A 25,647-nucleotide genomic window follows, 5' to 3' on the forward strand; every position below is an offset into this window, starting at 1 on the left:
TGAGGGTCAGCCTTTTCACATTATTAGTACTGCACTTTTATACCATCGTCAGGGTTGATGTACCATTCATCGTCCTGGGGGCGAGGACATGATTTGTTTTTGCCTGAAGGGAAAGGATTGTATTCAACTAGCTTATTATTATTATCAATATAATAAGTGTTTCCATATACACATAATGATGAATTACCGTTTACATAAGGATTATCAATCTTTGTAAAGAAGATTGCATCTCCATGAATTAATATAGTATCAGTACCTCGGAGTCCTACTTTATCTTTAAAATAGGCATTTCCATTTACAGTCAATTGGTTTTTTCCTCTCAAATCGACATCTCTTTCGAAATAAGTAGAGCCTGGATATATTTTTGTGCTCTTATGCCCAATTAATTCAATTCTATTATTTTCCTTAATATCAAAAGTACTTTTTTCAGGAGCTGTCTCTCCGACTTTGGAGATTCCATTCTTTCCAATAGTAATTGTACTTCTTAATACTTTTGTTTCTTTGCCTGTATTTCCTTTACTTTTAAACTTTACAAGAATCGTTTTGTCAGGCTTGATTGCCGATAATGACTCGAGGGTTACCTTATATTCGTTAAGTCCTTCCACATTTTTTGATACGTTAGTATAAACAGTCTGGCTTAATGCTGTTTGCAAGCTTGTATAGAAATAGGAATCATACTCTGGTGCATTTCGGTTCTTTTTCCCATTCCCGTTTCCGTTTCCGTTCCCGATAACTTCTATTGCTGCATCGGCTGCAGCATTAGAATCAAGAACAATTCCAGCCAAAAGCGTCTCGTAATGTGCCACCCCCATCTCTGCAAGATCGGTTGCTTTGTTAATTTCGTCTGTCTTATTGATTTGCTTTCGAGCAGACATGGCCATTCCAGTCATTGAAAGGGCAAGGGTGAAGGTGATAGTTATAATCACTAAGACAAGTACTAATGCATAACCTTTTTCATTTCGTACTATCAATTTAAATCGTCCTCCTTAATACCTTTTTACAGTTGTTTCCACTTCGTACGTCTGCCCTTTTTGATCAGTTAATAGTAATTTAATTGTTAAAGGTTGTTTAGCATCAATCTTTGTATTACTTATTGTTATTGGTGTTGGGTATCCAACCTTCAGATCCATTGAATAATCAGTATCTCCCACTAGATTATCTGCCGTAGTTACCCCTATATATGACTTCTTTGAAGAAGCATCATATTTGATCCAGTACGACTCATTTTTTTGGTGGTATTGCTTAATGGTTGTCAGTATGAGATTCGCTGTCTGGTCCATACTGTTTTTATGCGAAATACGATCGTAGTTATTATTGAATGTAAAAAACACTCCATAGATAATTCCTGAAACGATGAATAGTATGGCAATAGCTGCAAGAAGCTCTACCAATGACAATCCTTTTTCGTTATTCATATGGTCACCTTCTTATATATGTAAATGTTTCTGAAGAGCTGTCAGGATCATCATTGTCAATAATTGCTACTTTTACATTGACTAATTCTTCTACACTTGGTGTAAAATCAACCGATATTTTATATGAACTATTTATGGCTTGACCTAAAAAGGATTCCAAGGCATTCTTCTCAAAGCTACATTGGAAATCAGCGCATTCAGGGTTTGCTAATAACATATTTTTAGTGACATTAACTTCAATCAAATTCACAACCTGCTGAGCAGTCTGTGATGTAGAAAGCTTTTCTTCATTTTTTTTGACGAATAATGCTGACTGGCTGAAAAAACCGGCAAATGAAGTAAGTACAATTGTCAGTATGACAATTGATAATAAAACTTCAAGCAATGTCAAACCATCTTGGTTATCCAACTTTTTTCCCAATACTTTCTTCCCCTATCTTCTAAATCTATTACTTTTATTATACAATATAAAAAAATGAAAATTGTCATATTTTGAGATTTTCAGTTGTAATTATAAAATAATTGTATAATTTTTAGTTTTTTTTAGAAAAAAAGGGGTGGAATAATGGCTAATCTGGTATTTTTATTAATATCAATAGTTTTAACAGGTATCTTGATTTATGCAGTTCCCATGGGGCTGACAAGGAAAGAGAAGAATATAGCAATAGTAGGTTCAGTTCTTTTTGGTTCTTTTGGACTAGTTTCTGTGAACTTTGTTGGTTTATGGCAAGTTTTGTTGGTGATCGTATTGCTTGGAATGAGTGCGGGTTATATAATAGTAAGCCGGTTATCTGTTACTAAAGTACCTGTAAAGTTAAACGAGCGATTACATAGTAATGTTGACAATGAATCATTAGACCTTTACGGCAAGGTGAGTAACTTTGTTGATGAAAAAGACCATTCTGCGATTGAGGTTCTTCCAGCCAATAATAAAAATCATGAGACTTTAAACGAGATACAACCTTCTTTTGACGAAGATACTTCTTTTTTGGATGAAAGAAATGGCGTGCATATACCTCAAGTGGAATGGGTCAATCCAGCTCCAAATATGGAATTGGAAGACTGGATGGTTGAGCCTGAAAAAGAAAAAGCGTATGCCAGCATCCACTCTTAGAAACTATTAAAATTATCTGCCGGGAGGACAAGTTCGTGAAAAAGCAGCATATTATTAAGTTTTCGCTGATCCTTTCTGTTTTTTCTATTTTTATTTTCAGTTTTACATATTTTGGTGCATCTGCTTTTGGCTCCCGTGCATCCAGCAACCAGATTTTTTCAGAGAAAACATCTATAGGAAACGTGGACGTATCAGTTAAAACACCTGAAGAAGCAAAGGCTCTGATCGAAGCCAAAGTAAATGAGTGGGCTCAAGCAGCACAAATTAAATTACTTTATAAAGGTGAGACCTATACAATCGATCCATTGCATTTTGTTTTCTTGTTGGACGAATCGATTGCTGCCGCTCAAAGCGGTGTGCAAAATGACCTTTTAGTTGAATTGAAAAGAGAGGCTTTTAGTTCATTGGAAATACCAGAAACAGTGAGCAGCCAACTGGATGACGAAAGCCTGGTTAATGATTTAAGTACTGTTGGAAAAGGTCTGGTTCTTGCATCTGATTTCAGTCTGGAAAATTACCTTCCTGAAGAGAAACCAGTAACGATTACAAAATCATCTCTAAAACTTCCTGAAAAAAACAGTGAGATTAAAGAGCTGGCAGAAGCGATTCAAAAGATGGAAATTGCTCCTGAGTCTCATTTTTCATTAGCAAACTATGCCAGGGAAAATAACCTGAGAGAGACGTCTGCATACGCGTATAGTCAAATAGCATCCGCTTTATATAAAGCGTTACTATCAACGAATTTTACAATCGGAGAAAGACATATTAGCTCAGAATTAGCAGGTAATATCGAGCTTGGCTTCGAATCAAAGGTTGATCTCTCCAAGAATCTTGACCTTAAATTCTATAATCCTAACAAAACATCCTACACCCTTGAACTTAGTATAGACAACGAGGAATTACTGGTGACAATAACTGGGGCACCGCTGTTATATGAATATACTGTAAAGACATCGAATAAACAGGAGTTCAAACCAAGAACTATAAAGCAATACTCCCCATTGCTCAAGACTGGCCAAAAATCAGTTGAGAGTGAAGGAAAGCCAGGTTTTCTCATTACAGTTTCCCGTGAAATTCATGGGCGAAAAGGGGAACTGTTAGAGTCTGAATTCATCTCAGAAGATTTTTATCCACCTGTACACAGGGTTGAAATTTATCCGATTGCGCCGCCCGTTCAGCAAACTCCACCTGCTACTGATGCTGGAACTGTGACTGGAGCTGATACAGTGCAGGTTTTACCTCCTGCTGTTCCGGGTGAGCAAACAATGGATACTAATGACTCTACGGATAATAGCAGTGGTGGATCATCAGGTCAGGATGGAATCGCCAATGAGAATGATGATGAAGGCGGCCTCTGGGGAAAGCCGGACGAACAGCCTAAGTAATCTTTTAACCGGGAGCGATGATAAATGAGACAAACAAGAAAGCGGCTTGGGGATCTATTGGTTGAAACGGAAATCATCACGGAAGAGCAGCTGCAAAGTGCCCTTGCTGAAAAATCAGAAGGGCAAAAGCTTGGAGATGTGCTCCTCCAGAGAGGGTTTATTACCGAACAGCAACTGATAGAGGTTCTTGAGTTCCAGCTCGGCATCCCGCACATCAGTCTATTTCGGTATCCATTCGATACAAAGCTCTTCACTCTAATACCGAAAGAAATTGCTAAAAGGCGCCTGGTCATCCCGCTGAAAAAGGAAGGGGACAAGCTATTCGTTGCAATGGCGGATCCGATGGACTTTTTCACGGTCGATGACCTTAGGTTGTCAACAGGCTTTCATATTGAAACAGCCATCGCCACCAAAGATGATATTCTGAGGGCGATCAATAAGTATTATGATAGCAACGAAGGCTTTGAAGAACTTTTAAGTGCGAATAATTTGACTAAAGAAGCTGTAAAAGAAGAAAAAGTGAATGAGGTAGATTCACCAATCATCAGGCTGGTCAACCAGCTTCTCTCAAATGCGACAACGAGCAAGGCCAGCGATATTCACATTGACCCTCAAGAGACAAAGGTTGTCATTCGATACCGGATAGATGGCATTCTTAGGACTGAGAGAGTACTGCCTAAGCATATGCAAAATGTCCTGATCGCTCGGGTCAAAATCATGGCTAATCTTGATATCACAGAGAATAGAGTTCCACAGGATGGCAGGATCAAGGTGAATATAGACTTCCATCCAGTCGATCTCCGTGTATCAACACTCCCAACTGTTTATGGAGAAAAGGTGGTAATGCGTATTCTCGATATGGGCAGTACGCTGAATGATATTGAGAAGCTTGGATTCAATAAGCACAATCTTTCAAGGTTCATGGATATGATTTCCAAGCCTAATGGGATTGTACTGATAACAGGCCCGACAGGATCAGGGAAATCGTCTACCCTTTATGCGGCGCTTAACAAGCTGAATAGTGAGGAAGTAAATGTCATCACTATCGAGGATCCGGTTGAGTACCAGCTTGAAGGTATCAACCAGATTCAGGTAAACCAGAATGTCGGAATGACATTCGCTGCAGGGCTTCGCTCCATTCTTCGTCAGGATCCCGATATCATCATGGTCGGGGAAATTCGTGACAAGGAGACGGTGGAGGTTTCAGTCAGGGCATCCTTGACAGGGCATGTGGTTTTAAGCACGATTCACACAAATGATGCGCTTAGCTCGGTTACGAGGATGATTGATATGGGGGTTGAACCATTCCTTGTTGCTTCATCATTGAGCGGTGTCGTTGCCCAGCGACTTGTAAGAAAGGTGTGCCGTGACTGTGCAGAATCCCAAACGCCAACCAAACGGGAAATTGATATTTTTTCAAAAAGAGGGATCCAGATTGAAACAGTCTGGACAGGCAAAGGCTGTTCTTCATGCAATATGACAGGATATCGAGGCAGGATCGCTATTCATGAAGTGCTGACAATCGATGAAGATCTTCGGAAAGCGATCATGAACGAAGAACCAGTGTCTGTTTTAAAGGATATAGCGATAAAAAATAAAACAATCTTCCTGATCGATGATGGCTTGCTGAAGGTAAAACAGGGCTTGACATCGACTGAGGAAGTATTGAGGGTAGCTATTACAGAGTAAGCGGGGAAATGGGATGAGAGAAAAAATAGAGCATTTGCTTAGTTCCGGTTTCGAACTTAAGGCTTCCGACATTCATATCACTGTCGGTGTGCCACCGATTTTAAGAGTCCATGGGGAACTGAAAAGATATGGCACAGAGGTCATATTACCTGAAGATACAGAGGGCATGGCCAGGGCGATTATTCCTGAAAAACTTTGGGATCAATTTAAGTCAAAGGGTGAACTGGATTTCTCTTATGGAATTCCAGGAATCTCCAGATTCAGGGTGAATGCCTATCACCAGAGGGGATGCGTCTCGCTAGCAGCACGTGTAGTCCCAACAACCATTCCTACTCTTGAGGAACTTGCACTGCCTTCGGTTCTTAAGCGTATTGCGGAAAAACCGCAGGGACTCGTGCTTGTTACCGGGCCTACAGGAAGTGGGAAATCAACAACACTTGCCGCTATGATCCAGTATATGAATAAGAATATGCGCAAGCACATCGTCACCCTCGAGGATCCGATTGAATATCTGCACAAGCATGGAAACAGTATCATCGACCAGCGTGAAGTAGGATTTGATACCAACAACTTTGCAAACGGATTACGAGCGGCACTCAGACAGGACCCTGATGTGATCCTCGTTGGGGAATTGAGGGATCTAGATACGATTCAGACAGCGATTACCGCTGCTGAAACAGGACACCTTGTGCTCGGAACCTTGCATACATCAAGTGCGCCTGCGACCATCAATCGTATCATTGATGTCTTTCCTGCAGGCCAGCAAGCGCAAATTCGCATCCAGTTGGCTTCAGTACTGGTGGCTGTTATTTCCCAGCGCCTGTTACCGACTGTTGACAAGAAAAGCCGCCGAGGAGCAACTGAAATTCTTATTAATAACGCGGCTGTTGCCAATCTGATCCGCAATGAAAAAATCCACCAAATCATGAGCATTATGCAAACTTCAAAGGCTTTTGGCATGCATACACTTGAGATGAGTATTAAAGAGCTGGTTCAGCAAGGTATTATCTCGAGAGAATCTGCTGAACCATATTTACTAGAGAAGTTGGTGTAACATGGCAAGATTCAAATATTCCGGCCGTGACCGGACAAAAAAACGTGCAGGCACAATTACAGCAGGCTCTAAACGTGAAGCGCTAGAAAGGCTGCGAGAAGAAGGAATCAGGACGACTGAAATTGTTGAGGTTCCTGAAACACTGTTGACAAAGGATATTTCGATTGGTAATCCCGTCAAGCTTCAGCATTTGGTGATCTATCTCAGACAGTTTGCGACCCTTTTAAAAGCAGGCGTGTCAGTTGTTGAATCGACGAAAATACTGGCGAATCAAACCGATAGTAAAGCACTGAGAAAAACATTGCTGGATATAGAAGCGGAACTCAGGGAAGGGAACCAGTTATCCCAGGCTTCTGCCAAGCACGGGAGGATCTTCTCAGCAATGTATATCAACATGATCAAGGCAGGAGAAGCGGGCGGTAATATGGACGAAGCACTTGAACGCCTTGCAGACCATTATGAAAAACAGCATAATACCCGGCAGAAAGTAGTGGCCGCTTTAACATATCCAGCTGTAATTGCATTCATCGCAATTGGTGTCGTCATTTTCTTATTGGTTTCTGTTGTACCGACCTTTGTGGATATGTTCTCTGACTTTGGCGGGGAATTGCCTGCCATCACAAGGTTCGTACTCGGTGCAAGTGAATTCATGCAAGGATTCTGGTGGCTGATCATCCTTTTCGTTTTAGTTATTGTAGTCCTTATCATTGCAATGAACAAAAACAAGAAGACAAAATATTACCTTGATTATGCTCTGCTAAGAATGCCGCTATTCGGAAAGATGATGCAGAAGGCTGTACTGGCCAGGATGACGAGAACACTGAGTTCTCTTTTCACGAGCTCGGTACCGATACTTCAAGCTTTATCTATTGTTGAAAATGTTGTTGAAAATGAAGTGATTTCGCGTGTAGTTCGTCAATCCAGAGATGCGCTGGAAGTAGGGCAATCGATGACAGGACCGATGAAACAGCACTGGGCCTTTCCGCCGCTCGTCACACAGATGATTTCCATCGGGGAAGAAACAGGTTCCCTTGACGGTATGCTCGGAAAAGTTGCTGAATTCTATGAAAAAGAAGTGGAAACTAGCACCGATCAGCTAAAATCATTGATTGAACCACTTATGATCGTCGTACTCGCAGGCCTCGTTGGTACCATCGTCACATCCATCATGGTGCCAATGTTCGACATCTTCAATCATGTAAATTAAGATTAGCGAAAAATAGACAAAATCTACTAAAAAAATATATGAAATTACCAATCTATCCATTATAATATTGATAGATACATATTTCTTTAGTCGTAGGTAAAATTAACTAAAAAGGAGAGGTAAATATGTTTAAATCATTAAAGAAAAAATTGAAAGATCAAAGAGGTTTGACACTGATTGAACTATTGGCAGTTATTGTTATTTTGGGGATTATTGCGGCGATTGCGATCCCGAGTATTGGTGGGATAATTAATAAATCAAGAGAAGATGCAATTAAAGCAGATGCACTTCAAATTCTCCATGCTGCAAAAATGCATGTAACAGAAAATGGTGTCCCATCTGCTGCTCTAACTCAAGGACAACTAGAACCAAATTATATTGATGAGGTATCTACATTTACAACCTATAGTGTGACAGTTAATGGAACTACTTATACATTAGATGGAACTGGTACAAAAGGTGGGATCTCCATAACTTTTGATGACGCGACTAAGACATTAATTGAAACAGCAGCACGTGGAGCAACAACAATTGAGCCGTAATAGATTTGAGGTAATATTTTGATTTCTTTACTTTTTACGTACGGCCTCATCCTAGGCTCCTTCTACAACGTAGTAGGCCTGCGAGTGCCAGAAGGAAAATCAATTGTAGCACCTCGGTCATCCTGTCCGAACTGCGGGCATCAGCTGACGGCACTAGAGTTGGTTCCAGTTTTATCATATGTATTCCAAAGAGGGAAATGCCGCCGGTGCAAGGTAGGCATTTCTCCTGTTTATCCGCTGTTTGAGCTTTTGACTGGTGTGCTTTTTGCCGGTGCTGCCTGGATGATTGGCTGGAACGGCGAGCTGATTATTGCTTTGACTTTGATCTCGTTATTCATCATTATCACTGTTTCTGATTTAGAGTATATGATTATCCCGGACAAGGTGCTTCTTGTGTTCGCGGGAATCTTCATTATTGAACGTATTTTCATTCCTCTTGCTCCCTGGTGGGATTCTTTTACCGGTGCAGCAGCGGGATTCACTCTCCTCTTGCTGATTGCCTTTGTAAGCAGAGGTGGCATGGGCGGCGGCGACATTAAGCTTTTTGCCTTGGTTGGCTTTGCCGTCGGTTTAAAGATGATGCTGCTATCCTTCTTTTTCGCCACTTTTTTTGGCGCTTTTTTTGGCATCATTGCCATGCTTCTTGGTTTTGTCAAAAAAAAGCAGCCTATCCCATTTGGTCCGTTTATAGCGCTTGGTACAATCACCGCCTATTTTTTCGGAGCGCAGATTATCCAATGGTATCTTTATCTATTAAACTTTGGTTTTTAAACAAAGGAGTTTCAGACCATGACATTATCTCTTTTTTCTGGTAGAAGTAAGGTTGTTAATATCGTGGTCAATGACCATTCTATCCGTTATGTTGAATTGAAACAAAGAAATCCGGCTACTCCGCTTCATTATGGCCAGCGATACTTGCCGCCTGGAATTATACTGGATGGCAAAATTCAGGACTTCGATACATTGGAAAACATCCTTGATGAATGTCTTGATGACTGGAAGATTTCCAGAAGGGAAATCCGTTTTACGGTCCCAGATTCACTTGTGATCATTAGGAAGGTTTCCATTCCAGTTGATGTTAAGGAAGATGAAATCCATGGTTATCTATATTTGGAATTAGGTACTTCCATCCACCTCCCGTTCGAGGATCCTGTTTTCGATATCATCCCTCTTGGAATAGAGGACCAGAAACAGCAAATCCTTGTTTTTGCCGCACCAGAGCAATATGTAACAGAATATGCTGATCTGTTCAAAGCTATCAAACTTAAACCAATTGCCGCAGATATCTCACCACTGTCGATCTACAGGCTATACTATCAGCAGGCATTGAAGAGTGAAAATGAAATCCTGCTGACCGTCCAGTTCGACCTTGATGTTGTCAGCATGTGTGTGTTTGAAGAGCATATCCCGGTTTTTATGCGTCATATTCCTGGTGATTTGAAAGAGAATTGGAAGGTAAAGAACGGCAGGGGACGGTTCTCTGATCAGGAATTGGTGTATGAAGGGGAAGTTAATGAGATTACATTCCAGCTTGAAGATATCTACCGCGATATTGCAAAATTGATGGATTTCTATCATTATTCACTGACTCAAGGGAAAAACGAGGTCACAAGAATATTGCTTAATGGAGACCATCCTTTGCTTGACCGTATTCTCAACGATATGAAAGAACGATTCGGTATCCAGGTAGATACACTGAAAGTTCCCCTTCAGGGAGAAGCAACCGAAGAATTGCCGAAAGCATTTCATCTTGCATTGGGACTTGGATTGAAAGAGGTGTAAATGATGCTTGTAGAGATTAACCTTTTACCTAAAAAAGAACATAAGAAATCCTCGTCGCTCATGACCGCCCTTTTGATTCTTGCCCTATTTTCTGTGAGTGCTACAGTCGCTTTCATTCAGGGAAATAGCTATGATAATAAAATGGCATCAATAGATAAGCAAATTGAGACTGTCCAAAAACTCAACGAGGCACAGCAGGCGGAAATTGCCGAAGGAGACACTGGCAACTCTTCATTGAAACTGCAGGAAGCAGTAAAGTGGGCAGAGCAAGCCCCGGTGGAAACAGTACCGCTGCTCCGGAACGTCATTTCCCAGTTGCCGGAACGGGGATTTATCAAGAATTTTGAATACAGCAACTCTAATTCTGTCCTGATCACCATCCAGTTTGATGCTTCAAGAGATGCTGCGTATTATTTAAGCACATTGAAGGGTTCTGATTGGGTTGAGAAGGTCTCACTCTTAAATGTCATTGCGGTTCAAGGTGCTGGAAGCAATGAAAGTACTACGAATGCCACTGATCTTGAAAAAGATGAAGAAATGACTCTGCCTCGTTACACAGCGGAATATGAACTCACTTTTAAAGCTGATGTTTTCTTGAAAAATGGCAGTGTCGCTTCAAAGGGAGGGGATGAGACATGAACCTCCGTTTTGAAAAGAAAAATATCATGATCCTGGCGATTGCTGTATTACTGTCAGTCTTGGTTTACATTGGAGCATATTTCTTTTTTGTTAATCCATTAAAGGATAGTCTTGCTTTAAAAGAGAATCAATTGAAATCTGAGCAGCAGCTCAGTGAAAGCTTTGAAACACGCCTTGCAGCTGCAAAGGACGACCATGCAAGCACAATTGAACTGCAAAAGAAGCTCCCGGTTGACCCAATGGTTGAACAACTTGTGCTGGATCTTGAAAAAGCAGAAGTTGTTTCGAATAGCTACATAAAATCAATGGAATTCAACCAGGAACCAAGTGAAGCTCCAACGGCAGAAGCGGGTGAAACTCAGGGGACTGAAACAGTCACAGGAGAAGCAGTGGAACCTTTCAAGATGCCTGAAGGGATTGAGAAGACAGCTGTCACGATTACAGTTGAAGCAGATGGCTATTTTGAATTGGAGAAATTTATAGAAACACTCGAAAACCTGAAGCGCCTGGTTATGGTTGATTCTATTTCTTTCAGCGGTCCAGAGGAAATTAGTTCCCTTTCGGATGAAAAAAGCCCGATTGTCATGACTCTTACAATCAATTCTTATTACCTATCAGGACTGGATGATCTAAAGGAACACAACCCAAAAATCGAAACCCCAGCCCCATCGAACAAGCGCAACCCATTCCCGACTTTCGGCGATTACTCAGAGGATAATCTAGTAGAACAAGAGCAGTCGGAAGTTGATGACACCGAAGGAACGGACGAAGACTAAATCTAGTAAAAAAATTGACGAAAGCATTCTATAACAAGACGACAAAAGTCTTGTTATTTTTTTTTGCCATTATGATAGGATGGACAAAACACGAACGGGCAGGGGGAGGTACAAGCATTGGACAAGCAAGGTAAGACCATCACTATCAAGATTAATGGCAAAGACCGTCCGATTCAGGCTGATAAAAAAGTGCAGGATGATAAAAACAGTAAGAAATATAGTCAAAAAGGCGCTGATGAGAATCGTCAAGTTGATCAACCAAAGAGCAATAACTATCAAATCAATAATGTTCGCGAAGACCGAAGTAAGGTTTATCCGCTGGAAAATGAGGCAGCACTGAATGAAAGTGCTGCTGCACAGGAACAAAACGAGGATAGTTTTGATTGGATTTTGCCTGATCCCGTCGAAGAGGAAATCGTTAAAGAATATAAGATTGCCCCGACACACGAGAAAAAGCAGAAAAAGAAAAGCATTGGCATTTCGGTATGGAATCCTAAAATGAAACGTAATAACCGCCTTTATACGACAATCATCATGAATGTCCTTTTTGCCGTTTTGATTGGAACCGCGTTTGGAGTGACATTCCTGAAGTTCCTGCCGGCTGAGCCAGATACGGCAGCACCAGCAGTGACCCAGCCAAAAGCTGGGCAAGCAGAAGAAAAGCCGGCAGGGGGGAAGGAGTCTCTGGAGTTAACATCAATCCCTACCTTTATTGTGCAAAATGGTATTTTCACAAAAGAGGCTGACGCTAAGGTAAGAATGACAGCCCTTGCTGGACAGGGGATAACTGCTGAATTATTTCCTGTAAATGGACAGTTCGCCGTCTATTTAGGGACTGCAGGAAGCATTGAGGCTGCCAAACAACAGGCAGAGGCACTGAAGGCTAAAGGAGTAGAAGTTTTCGCAAAACCTTTCGAAATCGCAGGGGGAACAGCAGCCGGGTTAACAGCAGCTGAATCAGAATTCCTAAAGCAGGCGCCGGAAATCTATACGATCCTGTTGAACGGTTCCGCAGCTGCAGCGGAAGAGGTAAAAAAAGTTGAAGATTACCAGGCAAAGCTATCCAAAATGGAAGACAAGAGTATAGCAGATAAGGCTGTCCTAAAAGCAAAAGCGAGCATGGAGAAAGCAAGTGGAGCTTTTACAAGCTACCAAAAAACAAAGGATGCGAACCAGCTGGTGGAAGTGGAAAAAAGCCTACTGGCATTCCTTTCCGCATATCAGATGATAGGAAAGTAATATACCAGAATATTTTCCGGGAAATTGTACAAATTAACAGAGCCTTCGGCAAATTTCGCCAGGCTCTGATTTTTTTTGGCAATTTGATGACTAAAGATTGTTACAATTACTGAACTTTGTTAGTATTAGCTTGTATCTCCCTTTGATGCAAAAAGTAAAGAAAGGTGATTTTATGCAACGCCTCATTTTAGCCTCTTCTTCTCCACGGCGAAAAGAACTTCTTAAAAACCTCCGCTTGAATTTCGAAATCTCGAGCAGTGATGCAGACGAAAGTTTCAGTGAGACTTTAAGCCCGGCCGACGCGGTAATGGAGCTTGCTTCCAGAAAGTCGGGAACGGTGGTGCAGAATTTTCCTGATTGTTTCGTGATCGGATCAGATACTGTCGTTGTCCATGACGGCATGATCCTTGGGAAGCCTGAAAGCGGACAAGAAGCCTTACAGATGCTCAAAAAGCTGTCTGGGAACACTCATTCAGTCTACACAGGAGTATCGATCATATCCCCTGAGAAGGAAACGCGTTTCTATGAAAAAACAGATGTGACGTTCTGGGAATTGTCAGATGAAGAAATCGACATCTATATAAAGAGCGGTGAACCATTCGATAAGGCGGGCGGCTATGGAATCCAGGGATTCGGCAGCATGCTTGTTAAAGAAATCAGTGGGGATTATTACACAGTTGTTGGACTTCCTGTATCAAGATTGATCAGGGAGTTAAGAAAAATCGGATACAACCTTCCTTATTAAAAGAAAACCACAGAAACTTCTTCTACACTTCCCTCGTCATTATCCATGACTGGGAGGAAAATGTATTGACTACACATTCATTAATGATTAGAGATTATCCGCAAAATGAGCGGCCGCGGGAGCGATTTGTCCAAAATGGTCCCCAGAGCCTCTCCAATCATGAATTGCTTGCCCTCCTGTTAGGAACAGGATCACGGGAGGAGTCAGTTCTCCAGCTTGCAAACCGAATGCTTTCCCAGTTTGAGGGCCTCCGGCTTCTTAAAGATGCAACCTTGGAAGAGTTGACACAAATTAAAGGGATCGGAAAAGCAAAAGCGATCCATGTCCTCGCGGCTGTTGAAATCGGCAGGCGCATCGCCAACCATACCCTAGATGAACGCTATGTGATTCGCTCACCGGAAGACGGAGCGAAATATTTAATGAATGATATGCGCTTCCTGACACAGGAGCATTTTGTCTGCCTGTACTTGAATACAAAAAATCAAGTGATTCACAGGCAGACGATTTTCATTGGCAGCCTTAACGCTTCGATCGTCCATCCACGAGAGGTGTTCAAGGAAGCTGTCCGGAGATCGGCAGCATCAGTCATTTGCGTCCACAATCATCCATCCGGTGATCCGACTCCGAGCAGGGAAGATATTGAAGTCACCAAGCGGCTTGCCGAGTCCGGGAAAATAGTCGGAATTGAATTGCTAGATCATTTGATCATTGGGGAAAATAAATATGTTAGTTTGAAGGAAAAAGGGTATGTATGATACTAGGATTTTGATTGACGTTACGATATAATATAATTTATGATTTTTGCGGACAAGTTAAAATTTTGTCAGAAAATCTGCCTATGAACATTCAACTAATTTTGTTATAGATTGCCTGTTCTTTTATTGCATTTTTTGTTAAGAAAGGGAGATACACTATGTTTGGGATTGGTACAAGAGACCTTGGAATCGACCTTGGTACTGCTAATACACTTGTTTATGTTAAAGGAAAAGGAATCGTTTTAAGAGAGCCTTCGGTTGTGGCCCTTCAGACGGATACAAAAAATATCGTTGCAGTCGGTAATGACGCAAAGAACATGATCGGACGTACACCTGGGAATGTCGTAGCATTACGACCAATGAAGGATGGCGTCATCGCTGATTACGAGACAACAGCGACAATGATGAAATATTACATCAAACAAGCTACGAAGAATAAAGGCTGGTTTGCCGGCAAGCCATATGTCATGGTATGTGTTCCATCCGGAATCACTGCGGTTGAAGAGCGTGCGGTTATCGATGCGACTCGCCAGGCAGGCGCAAGGGATGCCTTTACGATTGAGGAGCCTTTTGCTGCAGCAATCGGAGCAAACCTTCCTGTATGGGAACCAACTGGAAGCATGGTTGTCGATATTGGTGGCGGCACAACGGAAGTCGCGATCATTTCACTCGGCGGAATTGTAACATCTCAATCAGTTCGCATCGCTGGTGATGAAATGGATGACGCAATCATCAACTATATCCGTAAAACCTATAATCTGATGATTGGTGAGAGAACGGCTGAAGCAATTAAAATGGAAGTCGGTTCTGCAGGAGATTCGGATGGCATTGAAAATATGGAAATCCGCGGCCGTGACTTGCTGACAGGATTGCCGAAGACAATTGAAATCACCGCTGAAGAAATTGCAAAAGCTTTGCGTGACACAGTATACGCCATTGTAGATGCTGTCAAGCTGACACTGGAAAAAACACCGCCAGAACTTGCTTCTGACATCATGGACCGTGGTATTGTCCTTACTGGCGGAGGAGCTTTGCTGCGTAATTTGGACAAGGTCATTAGTGAAGAAACAAAAATGCCCGTCTTGATTGCCGAAGATCCGCTGGACTGTGTTGCAATTGGTACAGGAAAGGCATTGGATCATATCGATTTATTCAAAACAAAAGCAAAAGAATCAAGGTAATAAGGAAGGGAAGCGGGATCATCCACTTCCCTCCTCTTCTGTAAACTATTTTTTTAGATTAGAGGTGTACATCCATGCCACAGTTCTTTTTTAATAAACGCCTGATAATGCTGCTTGTGAGCATTATTTTCCTCGTGGCATTGATTGGATTTTCTTTAAGGGAAAGAGAAGAATTGACATGGCCCGAGCAGTTTATCAAAGACTCGACAAGCTGGGTACAGTCCGTTGTTTCAAGACCTACGAATTATATCGCTGGTTTGATCGAAAACCTTCAAGACTTGCAAAATACATATCAGGAAAACAAAGAGTTGAAGAAACGCGTTGATGATATGGCCCGCCTTGAAGCGAAAGTATACTCCCTTGAAAAAGAAAACGAGGAGCTTCAGGAAATTTTAGATAAGCAAGAATCACTAGCAGACTATGAGCCGATCCAGGCTGTCAGGATTGCCAGAAGTCCCGAGCGCTGGAATGAGCTGATCATCATCAATAGAGGTGCTTCTAACGGTATTGAAAAAAATATGGCTGTCATCACTTCAAAAGGATTGATTGGCAAAATTAAAAGTACGACACCATTTTCAGCAACTGTGCAGCTCATCAGCTCGATTGACCCGACCAATAGGATTTCTGCCATCCTGCAGGCCGAAAAGCCGCTTTATGGCACGATTGAAGGATATGACAAGAAAAATGAGCTTCTTTTATTAAAAGGCTTGCCATTTGATGCGAAAATTGAAAAAGGACAGAACGTCGTCACTACTGGTATGGGTGGCATTTTCCCTAAAGATCTTCCAATCGGAAAGGTTGTCAAGGTTGTCCCGGATCAATTTGGTTTGAATCAGACCGCATACATTAAGCCTGAAGCAAATCTCTATGATTTGGAACATGTCATGGTAGTGAAAAAATCGATGATATCAGTTGATATAGAGGAAAGCTTGGAAGATAGCGAAGGCGAGGAGGAAGGCAATTGATCCGATTCTTGCTCCCTGCTCTTTTCGCTTTTTTATTCATTTTGGAAAGTTTGTTCGTAGAACTGCTGCCTGCTGAGTTATTCAACAGTGACCGGATTCTTGTACCGCATTTTCTCATGGCCGGGATCTTGTTTTTGACGGCCTACTTGAGTCCAAAGCATGGAATCCTTTACGGAATCATTTTTGGGCTTCTTTTTGATATTGTCTACACCGAAATCATCGGAATCTATTTATTCATGTTTCCGTTCATTGCTTACTTGATCGCGAATATGATGAGAATCCTGCAGACCAATATTTTGATCGTATCAATCCTATCCCTTCTTGGCATTACGCTTCTTGAGGTAGGAGTTTACGAGTTGATGCTTTTGATAAAAATTACTGACCTGGACTTTTCTACCTATGTTAAAATAAGACTAGTCCCTACATTGATTCTAAACCTTGCATTTATCATATTGGCTGCCTATCCATTTAAAAAGCAGTTCGAGAATGCTGCAGACCGGCTAAGAATCGATTGAATTCGCTGCCAAACTTTTATCGGAGCTATAAAAATACCGTACATGTATCCCGATTAAAGGAATTTGGCGGAGGGATGTCGAATTTCTTTCAGGTAAATAATTTTATTACAAAACAGCAGATAAATGTCCAGCTCCGGTGCCCAGCCCCTCGAGACGTTTCGGTCCTCTCAATGAAGTCAAAGAACGACTTCAATGTCAGGCCCTCCAACGCTATTCGGGGCTGACCAAGGCGCTTGCGCTTTTCTTATGAGGTGAACATCCAGTATGAAGAAATCACAAAATGTGACGATAAAAGGAACAAAAGATGGACTTACGCTCCATCTGGATGATAATTGCTCCTATGATGAACTGAAGAAGGAGCTTGACAGGAAGCTATCCAACTCATCACGTGTCCAGGAAGAGCAACAGCTGCTTTCCGTTAAGGTGAAAGTAGGCAATAGGTATCTTACAAAAGCTCAGGAAGAAGAGCTGAAAGACCTGATCCGGCAGAAGAGGAATTTGATCGTCGAGGAGCTGGTGACAAATGTGATCACCAGGGAGGAGGCTGACAAGCTTCGCCAGGAAACGGAAATCGTGCCTGTTGCCAAAGTGATCCGTTCAGGACAGGTTCTTGAAATAACTGGGGACTTGCTGCTCATTGGAGATGTCAATCCCGGCGGAACGGTCAAGGCGACAGGGAATATTTTTATCATGGGTGCTTTAAAAGGGGTTGCTCATGCAGGTTCTGAAGGCAATGATGAAGCAGTTATTGCGGCATCAGTCATGAAACCCTCGCAACTACGCATCAGTGATTGCATCAATCGGTCTCCAGACCATGTACCAGATGAAGAGAACCGTGTGATGGAATGTGCATACATATCAGACAGTCAACAGATTGTTGTTGATAGATTACAAGTTTTAATGAAGAAAAGACCTAATTTAACTAGATTCGAAGGAGGCCTCTAAATGGGAGAAGCGATAGTAGTTACATCCGGAAAAGGCGGGGTTGGCAAAACGACAACTTCTGCTAATATTGGTACAGCTTTGGCCCTTCAAGGCAAAAGAGTCTGCCTTGTCGATACAGATATCGGCTTGCGTAACCTGGACGTTGTCATGGGGCTTGAAAATCGCATTATCTATGATCTCGTCGATGTAATTGAAGGAAGATGCAAGATTCATCAGGCACTTGTAAAAGATAAACGCTTCGATGATCACCTATATTTGCTTCCAGCTGCACAGACTAGTGACAAAACTGCGGTCCAGCCGGAACAAATTAGGAAATTGGTAAATGAACTGAAGCAGGATTATGATTATATTGTCATCGATTGCCCGGCTGGAATCGAGCAGGGCTATAAAAACGCTGTTGCTGGTGCGGACAAGGCGATTGTCGTCACAACACCAGAGGTTTCCGCAGTCAGGGATGCTGACAGGATCATCGGACTGCTTGAAAAAGAAGAAAATGTTGAATCACCAAAACTAGTCATCAACAGGATCCGAAGCCATATGATGAAAAATGGCGATATGCTTGATGTGGATGAAATCACGACACACCTATCCATCGATTTAATCGGGATTGTGGCCGATGATGATGAAGTCATCAAAGCTTCGAATCACGGCGAGCCAATCGCACTGAATCCAAATAGCAAAGCATCCATTGCCTACAGGAATATCGCTAGGAGGATTCTTGGTGAGTCTGTTCCGTTGCAGCAATTGGATAATGATAATAAAGGCGTATTTTCGAAGATCAAAAAGTTCTTCGGCGTCCGCTAATCAATGGCATCTGCTCTCGCTTGTCCGAGGGCAGGTGTTTTTTTATTAAGAAAGAATGATTCCGTTCCTTACTCTAGTAACTTTTTCTGTGCCGACGTCGTTTGTTTTTTTATTGGTTCTGTTATAGAAAAATTTTGTTTGTTAACTCCTGTTGATTGTAGTGGAAGGCGCGAAGACTCCTGCGGGCTTAGCTGGTCAGGTGAGACCCCGCAGACGCCAGCGGCGGCGAGGAGGCTCACCGCCAGCCCCGCGGAAAGCGAAGCGCCTGGAACGAAAATCAACAGCCTAGTTTCGGAGCCTTTTTTCTCCAATTCCCATCACATTTTCCATTCATTGATTTTGTCATACTCTCGTTGGACAGGTCATAGACTTGTACTAACTTAGAGTACAAGGGGAATGGTGGGATTGTATGAACTCGAGAGCTGATGATATACGCAGAAGGATGATGAAGAGGAAAAGAGAGCGGGAAAGAATGGAGAAAATGAACCATAATCGCTTTTTTTCGACGGAGGAAGAGCGGCATGGTTTTGACCGGATTCCATCTTATGACATGGGTCCGGGGGAAGGTGGACACCCTCTATTCAAAAAGGAAGTTTTTTTATTCAAGGTGCTTGCTTCGGCGTGCCTCGTTTTGATCATTGCGATCATTTACCGCAGTCCATCTGAGAAAGCAGAAACAATCCAGCAATACGTGAAGCATACGATGGAACAGGAATTCCAGTTTGCTGCCGTTTCGAACTGGTATGAAGATCAGTTTGGAAAGCCTCTGGCTCTGCTTCCAGCCAAAGAAAGTGGTGAGGAAGAAAATAAACAGGATCTGGCTCCAGACAACCAGTATGCACTCCCTGCTTCCGGTAAAATCCTTGAAGATTTTGGCGACAATGGGCAGAGAATCATGATTGAAACGGGCAAAGGTGCCGGTGTTGAAGCCATGGATGAAGGCCTTGTCCACTTTGTCGGCATGAAGGAAGGGTTCGGCAAAACGGTCATTGTGCAGCATGCAGACAAGAGTGAAACATGGTACGGAAACCTCGACAAAATCGACGTAAGCCTCTATGAATATATTTCCAAGGGCACAAAGGTAGGAAGTGCGATGGACAGTACGGATGGAATCAAAGGTTCGTTTTACTTCGCTATTAAAAAAGGGGATGACTTCGTTGATCCTGTCCAGGTGATCAAGTTTGAATAAAGCCATTGAATTATTGCGAAAAATACACATCCATCCTTTGTTGTGGGTGATCATCGCCCTTGCTGTTGCGACCGCGCATTTTATAGAGCTGATGATGGTGCTGCTGATTATTTTTGTTCATGAAATGGGACATGGTGCTGCAGCTTCTTTTTTTTCGTGGAGAATCAAGAAAATCGCCCTGCTGCCATTCGGCGGTGTAGCGGAAATGGATGAGCACGGAAACAGACCGTTAAAAGAGGAACTGATTGTCGTCCTTGCAGGCCCCCTGCAGCATGTCTGGATGATGGCCCTCTCCTATTTGCTGTTTGCCGCAGGGTTTGTTCCGGAAAAATGGCATATGTTGTTCATCGAATATAATATGATGGTCCTTTTGTTCAATCTGATTCCAATCTGGCCATTGGATGGAGGCAAGCTGTTATTCATCCTGCTATCGTTGTCCACTTCCTTTCAAGAAGCCCATGTGCGGACACTGTATGTCTCAGCAGGAATACTGGCGCTTTTTTCGGCTATCCTTATCGTCATGGCACCAATGACATTGAATGTCTGGGTCATCATCGGTTTCCTGGCTTTCTCCCTGTACTTTGAATGGAAGCAGCGACGGTTCACATTCATGCGCTTTTTGATGGAAAGGCACTATGGAAAGAAGGTGGATTTAAGAGAGCTTAAGCCGATCAACGCAAACGAGAACGAAATGGTCGGACAGGTACTGAGTAAATTCCAGCGCGGCTGCAAGCATCCCATCATCGTCAAGCAAAAGGACGGCAAAGAAATGGTCATGGATGAGAATGAATTGCTCCATGCTTTTTTCAGTGAGAAGCTATTATCAGCTAAAATTGGAGATTTGCTTTACACCTTTTAAAATAGGATAATGAATGCAGCGCAGACACCTTTTGCGCTGCATTTTTTTTCGTAAGGAGAAACAATGAACAAGTTAATCATTAATGCAAATTCGAGAGAAAAGCGCTTTGCTATGGTCAAGGATGGCGAAGTCGAAAAAATATATATTGAACAGCCTGGCCAGCAATCGCTAGTCGGGAATATTTATCTGGGCATCGTCGAAAAAGTCATCCCGGGGATGAACGCGGCCTTCGTCAATTTTGGCGAAGAAATGAGCGGCTTCCTTCAAAAAGAAAAGCTCCCTTCCTATGTACTCTCAGATGACGAAAAGAAAAACAACCGCTCGATCTCTTCCTATGTGCATCAAGGTGAAAAGCTGCTTGTCCAGGTTGAAAAGGATGCGGCCGGCACAAAAGGGGCAAGACTGACGGCAGTGGTTGAAATACAAGGTGAGAACCTTGTCTATATGCCTCACGGAAAATACATAGCCGTATCTAAAAAGGCAGAATCACCCGAAACGAGGGATAAATGGAGAGAATTCGCCAGCAAGGTCAAAACGCCCGAGGAAGGTCTCATTTTCAGGACCGAAAGCCTGAGCCAGACCGAGGAAGCAATCATGCAAGAGCTTGATGAGCAGCGTCTTCAATACATTCAATTGAAAAAGGCCATGTCGGCAATGAAGAAGCCCGGAATCGTTCACAGCCGCGATTATTTTTTTGAGCAGGCTGTGGCAGCACTTCTTTCTTTTTCAAATGGAGAAGTGATTACGGATTGCCTTGATTTTAAAAAAAGAATGGAGCACTATATCACAGAAGATATAAAGATAGAGTTTTATAATGGGAAAGATCATATTTTCTCTTTTTATAAAATCGAACAGGAAATCGAGCGGCTGCTTAAAAGGATTGTCTGGCTGGAAAAAGGAGCTTATATGGTCATTGACCAGGGAGAAGCACTTACAATGATTGATGTGAATACAGGCAAGTTTTCCGGCAAAACCGATTTGCGTGACACGGTCATGAAAACGAATTTGAATGCGGCGGCCGAAGCTGCAAGGCAAATCAGGCTCAGGGATCTTGCTGGCATCATTCTGATCGATTTTATTGATATGAAGACCGATAGTGAACGGGACAAGGTGCTGAAACTCATTCAAAAAGAGCTGCACCAGGATGATCGCAGGACAAGGATCATCGGCTTTACCGAGCTTGGCATCCTCCAGTTGACAAGAAAGAAGACGAAGCAGTCGCTGGCCGAGACTCTGACTGAGAAATGCTGGACATGCGGGGGTACAGGAGAGGTACTAAGCACGGAATCTGTCGCATACAGACTCGAGCGCGCTCTGTGGGAGTACAAAAATTCTGATTATGAAGAAATTCATGTAGCCGCGACGAAGGAGGTCATGCTCTCTTTTTCCGGTGAAGCTGACATCCATAAATTGAGGCTTGAAAAAGCATTAGGCTTTAAGATAAGATTTTCTGTGTCAGACGCGGCGAAACCTTTTTATGAAATCCTTAAGGTTGGTGCTTCGACAGAACACGGTTGAACCAAAGCTGGCCTTTAAAAGAACACCGATTATTATGTTGACACTTTCGCTCGGCATATGGTAGTATTTTAATGTTATTGTTTGTAGCACCCGTGCTACAACCGCTCACACCAGGTAATTAAGATTGCATTTTGCAACGCCTGTTGATGGCGAGTCTGAGTCTAATGAGGAGGTGCACTGGAATGTACGCAATTATCGAAACTGGCGGCAAGCAAGTAAAGGTAGAAGAAGGACAAGCAATCTACATTGAAAAGCTAAACGCTGCTGAAGGCGAAACTGTAACTTTTGACAAGGTTCTTTTTGTAGGTGGCGATAACGTTAAAGTTGGTAGCCCAGTAGTTGAAGGCGCAACTGTAACTGCTAAAGTTGAAAAGAATGGCCGTCAAAAGAAAATCATCGTTTTCAAGTACAAAGCGAAAAAGAACAATCGTAAGAAGCAAGGTCATCGTCAGCCTTACACTAAAGTTGTTATCGAAAAGATCAACGCTTAATTAAGGCGGATTACCATGATTCGTGCAACGATTAATCGTACAAAATCCGGAAGCATCCAATCGTTTACGATTAGCGGCCACGCTGGATTCGCTGCCCATGGCAGCGACATTGTCTGTGCAGGTGTTTCGACCATCTCGATCGGAACAGTCAATTCCATTATTGGATTGACAGGTATCACCCCGGACATTGAACAGGGTGCAGATGGCTTTCTCCGCTGTGAAATCCCGGACAATTTGCCTGAGGATACACAGGGGAAAATTCAGTTGCTCCTCGAAAGCATGGTCATTACATTGCAATCGATGGAAAAAGAGTACGGAAAGCACATAAAATTAACCTTCAAAAAGTAGGAGGTGGAACAAATGTTAAGATTAGATCTTCAATTCTTCGCTTCTAAGAAGGGTGTAGGTTCAACTAAGAACGGACGTGACTCAATCTCTAAGCGCCTTGGCGCTAAGCGTGCAGATGGTCAATTCGTAACTGGTGGTTCTATCCTTTACCGTCAGCGCGGAACTAAAATCTACCCAGGTGTAAACGTGGGTAAAGGTGGAGATGACACTCTATTCGCTAAGGTTGATGGCGTCGTTAAATTCGAACGTCTTGGCCGTGACCGCAAGCAAGTAAGTGTTTATCCTGCAGCTCAAGAAGCGTAAGCCAAAGAGAAGCCCTAACCACTGCGGTTAGGGTTTTCTTGTATTTTATGGCTTTGAAGCTTCAGGGTATGAAATAGGATTTTTAAAAGCAATCCAACTTAAATACATAATTAGCTTACGCAGAATGGCTTTTTTGTTATACTTACACCAAGCAGTCTTATGAGTAGGAGTATGTGTATGAAAAAAGAGTGGGATACAATCGAGGTTTTGCGCCATGCACGCCATGATTGGATGAATCAGCTTCAATTAATAAAAGGGAATTTATCGCTGAATAAAGTGGACCGGGCTAAAGAGATCATTGAAGAAATTATCATGGAAGCCAGGCAGGATGCAAAGCTATCTAATTTACATCTTCCTCAGTTTGCCTCTACCTTGTTAACCTGCAATTGGGAGAATCATCATTTCCAATTGGAATATGAAGTAATGGACTCCCAGAACTTCCACAGATTAGATGACCAGCTGTTGACTGGCTGGACAGAGCAGCTTTTTGATACATTGAATTCTTCGATTGAACCATATCAGGAAAATCATCTCTCCGTCACAATTGAACCGCAGGAGAAAGGAATCGGGTTCTTTTTTGATTTTAGCGGAATAATAAAGGATAAAAATCGCTTAGAAAGCTTCCTCGACCAGCAGAACGGTGAAAAAATGAAAGTGATATCGGATGGCGTGGTCGATGGCGAATTGACAATAGAAGTTTTTATAGAATCACTCTAGGGAAACATATTAAGCGATAACAAATTTCAGACAGGTGGTAATGACATAATGTTTGTCGATCAGGTTAAAATTTATGTAAAAGGCGGGGACGGCGGCGATGGAATGGTCGCGTTCCGACGTGAAAAATACGTACCGAAGGGCGGCCCGGCTGGCGGCGATGGCGGTAACGGCGCAAATGTGGTCTTCCAGGTGGAAGAAGGACTGCGTACGCTGATGGATTTCAGGTATCAGCGCCATTTCAAGGCACCTCGCGGAGAGCACGGAATGTCTAAAAACCAGCATGGTAAAAATTCCAAGGATATGATCGTAAAAGTGCCACCAGGGACAATCGTGTCCGACGCTGAGACTGGCGCAATCATTGCTGACCTGGTAGAGCATGGCCAGAAGGCAGTTATCGCCAGGGGTGGCCGAGGCGGTCGTGGTAACTCACGCTTTGCTACACCAGCCAACCCGGCACCAGAGCTCTCAGAAAAAGGGGAGCCTGGACAGGAAAGAGAAATTGTCATGGAATTGAAGCTCCTTGCGGATGTTGGATTGGTAGGCTTCCCAAGCGTAGGGAAATCGACGTTATTGTCAGTTGTTTCAGCAGCCAGGCCGAAGATTGCAGAATACCACTTCACGACGATTGCACCGAACCTGGGAATGGTCGAAACAGAAGACGGCCGAAGCTTCGTTCTTGCGGACTTGCCTGGACTTATCGAAGGTGCACATTCAGGGGTGGGCCTTGGGCATCAATTCCTGCGCCATATCGAACGTACACGAGTCATCATCCATGTAATTGACATGGCGGCAACTGAAGGCCGTGATCCGTACGAGGATTATCTGACAATCAATAATGAATTGAAGGAATATAACTTGAGGCTGACAGAAAGACCGCAAGTCATCGTCGCCAATAAAATGGACATGCCAGATGCGGAAGAAAACCTGAAAGTGTTCAAGGAAAAAGTCGGGGATGAACATCCAGTATTCCCAATTTCGGCTGTTACAAGAGAAGGTCTGCGTGAGTTATTATTCGCGGTAGCTGACCTGATTGAAAAAACACCGGAGTTCCCGCTCATTGATGAAGAGGTATTGGAAAAAGATGAAAACCGCGTAATGTACAAGCATGAGAAAGCTGAACAGGAATTCCAGATCACCCGTGAGTCGGATGGAGCATTCGTCATTTCGGGTGACAGTATTGAAAGGCTGTTCAAGATGACTGATTTCTCAAGGGATGAATCTGTCCAAAGGTTCGCCCGCCAGATGCGCGGAATGGGCATTGACGATGCACTCCGTGAAAGAGGCGCGAAAGACGGAGATACAGTCAAGCTGCTTGAATATGAATTTGAATTCGTGGAATAGCCTTAAAGGAATTGAAAGGTCGATTAGCCAGGAACAGGTTAATCGGCTTTCCTTTATAAAAAAATGGTTATTTTAATTAATGATTCGGCAGAAAAGATAAAGAAGCTTTCAATCTAATGGGGTGTTGGA

Annotated in this window: 29 protein-coding genes and 1 other annotated feature; of the genes, 26 read left to right on the plus strand and 3 right to left on the minus strand. The window is 42.8% G+C overall.

The features are described 5' to 3' along the window. Positions 1 to 23: 23 nt before the first annotated feature. From AB5I83_RS00520 to AB5I83_RS00530, 3 genes are read right to left on the minus strand one after another with little or no spacing between them, the layout of a single operon-like run. A complete protein-coding gene (locus AB5I83_RS00520) occupies positions 24 to 971 on the minus strand; it encodes a hypothetical protein (RefSeq protein WP_448972118.1) in 948 nt (315 codons plus the stop codon). A 15-nt stretch (positions 972 to 986) separates the two neighbouring features. Further along, positions 987 to 1,415 (minus strand): PilW family protein, encoded by a 429-nt coding sequence (locus AB5I83_RS00525; RefSeq protein ID WP_448972119.1) that lies wholly within the window; start codon positions 1,413 to 1,415, stop codon positions 987 to 989. A gap of 4 nt (positions 1,416 to 1,419) precedes the next feature. Then, the gene (locus tag AB5I83_RS00530) at positions 1,420 to 1,836 is read right to left on the minus strand and encodes a type IV pilus modification PilV family protein (RefSeq protein WP_448972120.1); all 417 of its coding nucleotides are present in this window, start codon (positions 1,834 to 1,836) and stop codon (positions 1,420 to 1,422) included. Positions 1,837 to 1,980: 144 nt separating this feature from the next. On the opposite strand from AB5I83_RS00530, the gene AB5I83_RS00535 reads away from it, so the two are divergent. The 26 genes from AB5I83_RS00535 to obgE all read left to right on the plus strand — a co-directional run bounded on the left by AB5I83_RS00535 (position 1,981) and on the right by obgE (position 25,518). Then, entirely contained in the window at positions 1,981 to 2,529 is a 549-nt protein-coding gene (locus AB5I83_RS00535) for a hypothetical protein (protein ID WP_448972121.1), read from the plus strand. A gap of 35 nt (positions 2,530 to 2,564) precedes the next feature. Then, entirely contained in the window at positions 2,565 to 3,914 is a 1,350-nt protein-coding gene (locus AB5I83_RS00540) for a VanW family protein (RefSeq protein WP_448972122.1), read from the plus strand. A 24-nt stretch (positions 3,915 to 3,938) separates the two neighbouring features. Beyond that, the gene (locus AB5I83_RS00545) at positions 3,939 to 5,603 is read left to right on the plus strand and encodes a GspE/PulE family protein (RefSeq protein WP_448972123.1); all 1,665 of its coding nucleotides are present in this window, start codon (positions 3,939 to 3,941) and stop codon (positions 5,601 to 5,603) included. Positions 5,604 to 5,616: 13 nt separating this feature from the next. Next, a complete protein-coding gene (locus tag AB5I83_RS00550; RefSeq protein WP_448972124.1) occupies positions 5,617 to 6,657 on the plus strand; it encodes a type IV pilus twitching motility protein PilT in 1,041 nt (346 codons plus the stop codon). Between the two features lies 1 nt (position 6,658). Beyond that, entirely contained in the window at positions 6,659 to 7,864 is a 1,206-nt protein-coding gene (locus AB5I83_RS00555) for a type II secretion system F family protein (protein WP_448972125.1), read from the plus strand. A gap of 125 nt (positions 7,865 to 7,989) precedes the next feature. Then, positions 7,990 to 8,406, plus strand: coding sequence for a prepilin-type N-terminal cleavage/methylation domain-containing protein (locus AB5I83_RS00560; RefSeq protein ID WP_448972126.1), 417 nt, complete (start codon positions 7,990 to 7,992; stop codon positions 8,404 to 8,406). A gap of 18 nt (positions 8,407 to 8,424) precedes the next feature. Then, positions 8,425 to 9,177: a prepilin peptidase gene (locus tag AB5I83_RS00565; protein WP_448972127.1), complete on the plus strand. Its 753-nt coding sequence runs from the start codon at positions 8,425 to 8,427 to the stop codon at positions 9,175 to 9,177. Positions 9,178 to 9,195: 18 nt separating this feature from the next. After that, entirely contained in the window at positions 9,196 to 10,188 is a 993-nt protein-coding gene (pilM, locus tag AB5I83_RS00570; protein WP_448972128.1) for a type IV pilus biogenesis protein PilM, read from the plus strand. Beyond that, complete coding sequence (locus AB5I83_RS00575; RefSeq protein ID WP_448972129.1) at positions 10,189 to 10,827, plus strand: PilN domain-containing protein; 639 nt, start codon at positions 10,189 to 10,191, stop codon at positions 10,825 to 10,827. Beyond that, positions 10,824 to 11,603, plus strand: a complete 780-nt coding sequence (locus tag AB5I83_RS00580) for a pilus assembly protein PilO (RefSeq protein ID WP_448972130.1) — start codon at positions 10,824 to 10,826, stop codon at positions 11,601 to 11,603. Before AB5I83_RS00575 ends, AB5I83_RS00580 begins: the two co-directional genes overlap by 4 nt. A 117-nt stretch (positions 11,604 to 11,720) precedes the next feature. Then, the gene (locus AB5I83_RS00585) at positions 11,721 to 12,842 is read left to right on the plus strand and encodes an SPOR domain-containing protein (RefSeq protein ID WP_448972131.1); all 1,122 of its coding nucleotides are present in this window, start codon (positions 11,721 to 11,723) and stop codon (positions 12,840 to 12,842) included. Between the two features lie 172 nt (positions 12,843 to 13,014). After that, positions 13,015 to 13,587: a Maf family protein gene (locus AB5I83_RS00590; RefSeq protein WP_448972132.1), complete on the plus strand. Its 573-nt coding sequence runs from the start codon at positions 13,015 to 13,017 to the stop codon at positions 13,585 to 13,587. An 83-nt stretch (positions 13,588 to 13,670) separates the two neighbouring features. Further along, the gene (gene radC, locus AB5I83_RS00595) at positions 13,671 to 14,342 is read left to right on the plus strand and encodes a RadC family protein (RefSeq protein ID WP_226087927.1); all 672 of its coding nucleotides are present in this window, start codon (positions 13,671 to 13,673) and stop codon (positions 14,340 to 14,342) included. A gap of 158 nt (positions 14,343 to 14,500) precedes the next feature. Next, positions 14,501 to 15,523, plus strand: a complete 1,023-nt coding sequence (locus tag AB5I83_RS00600; protein WP_167832813.1) for a rod shape-determining protein — start codon at positions 14,501 to 14,503, stop codon at positions 15,521 to 15,523. 74 nt (positions 15,524 to 15,597) lie between these two features. Then, positions 15,598 to 16,488 (plus strand): rod shape-determining protein MreC, encoded by an 891-nt coding sequence (gene mreC, locus AB5I83_RS00605; RefSeq protein ID WP_448972133.1) that lies wholly within the window; start codon positions 15,598 to 15,600, stop codon positions 16,486 to 16,488. Next, entirely contained in the window at positions 16,485 to 17,003 is a 519-nt protein-coding gene (mreD, locus tag AB5I83_RS00610) for a rod shape-determining protein MreD (RefSeq protein WP_226085431.1), read from the plus strand. The genes mreC and mreD overlap by 4 nt, the downstream gene beginning before the upstream one ends. Positions 17,004 to 17,267: 264 nt before the next feature. Then, positions 17,268 to 17,948, plus strand: coding sequence for a septum site-determining protein MinC (minC, locus tag AB5I83_RS00615; RefSeq protein WP_226085430.1), 681 nt, complete (start codon positions 17,268 to 17,270; stop codon positions 17,946 to 17,948). Continuing rightward, positions 17,949 to 18,752, plus strand: coding sequence for a septum site-determining protein MinD (minD, locus tag AB5I83_RS00620; protein ID WP_448972134.1), 804 nt, complete (start codon positions 17,949 to 17,951; stop codon positions 18,750 to 18,752). A gap of 409 nt (positions 18,753 to 19,161) precedes the next feature. Then, entirely contained in the window at positions 19,162 to 19,941 is a 780-nt protein-coding gene (locus AB5I83_RS00625) for a M23 family metallopeptidase (RefSeq protein ID WP_226085429.1), read from the plus strand. Further along, positions 19,934 to 20,800 (plus strand): M50 family metallopeptidase, encoded by an 867-nt coding sequence (locus tag AB5I83_RS00630; RefSeq protein WP_448972135.1) that lies wholly within the window; start codon positions 19,934 to 19,936, stop codon positions 20,798 to 20,800. Before AB5I83_RS00625 ends, AB5I83_RS00630 begins: the two co-directional genes overlap by 8 nt. A 63-nt stretch (positions 20,801 to 20,863) precedes the next feature. Next, entirely contained in the window at positions 20,864 to 22,318 is a 1,455-nt protein-coding gene (locus tag AB5I83_RS00635; protein ID WP_448972136.1) for an Rne/Rng family ribonuclease, read from the plus strand. Positions 22,319 to 22,407: 89 nt separating this feature from the next. After that, positions 22,408 to 22,485: a sequence feature (ribosomal protein L21 leader region), on the plus strand. 15 nt (positions 22,486 to 22,500) lie between these two features. Continuing rightward, complete coding sequence (gene rplU, locus AB5I83_RS00640; RefSeq protein WP_023627147.1) at positions 22,501 to 22,809, plus strand: 50S ribosomal protein L21; 309 nt, start codon at positions 22,501 to 22,503, stop codon at positions 22,807 to 22,809. Positions 22,810 to 22,824: 15 nt separating this feature from the next. Further along, on the plus strand, positions 22,825 to 23,157 hold the full coding sequence (locus tag AB5I83_RS00645; RefSeq protein WP_448972137.1) for a ribosomal-processing cysteine protease Prp: 333 nt from the start codon (positions 22,825 to 22,827) through the stop codon (positions 23,155 to 23,157). A 12-nt stretch (positions 23,158 to 23,169) separates the two neighbouring features. Next, positions 23,170 to 23,460: a 50S ribosomal protein L27 gene (rpmA, locus tag AB5I83_RS00650; RefSeq protein WP_023627149.1), complete on the plus strand. Its 291-nt coding sequence runs from the start codon at positions 23,170 to 23,172 to the stop codon at positions 23,458 to 23,460. A 177-nt stretch (positions 23,461 to 23,637) separates the two neighbouring features. Further along, the gene (locus AB5I83_RS00655) at positions 23,638 to 24,177 is read left to right on the plus strand and encodes a Spo0B C-terminal domain-containing protein (protein ID WP_167832822.1); all 540 of its coding nucleotides are present in this window, start codon (positions 23,638 to 23,640) and stop codon (positions 24,175 to 24,177) included. A gap of 48 nt (positions 24,178 to 24,225) precedes the next feature. After that, complete coding sequence (gene obgE, locus AB5I83_RS00660; protein ID WP_167832823.1) at positions 24,226 to 25,518, plus strand: GTPase ObgE; 1,293 nt, start codon at positions 24,226 to 24,228, stop codon at positions 25,516 to 25,518. Positions 25,519 to 25,647: the final 129 nt, after the last annotated feature.

Source organism: Mesobacillus sp. LC4 (assembly GCF_053543455.1).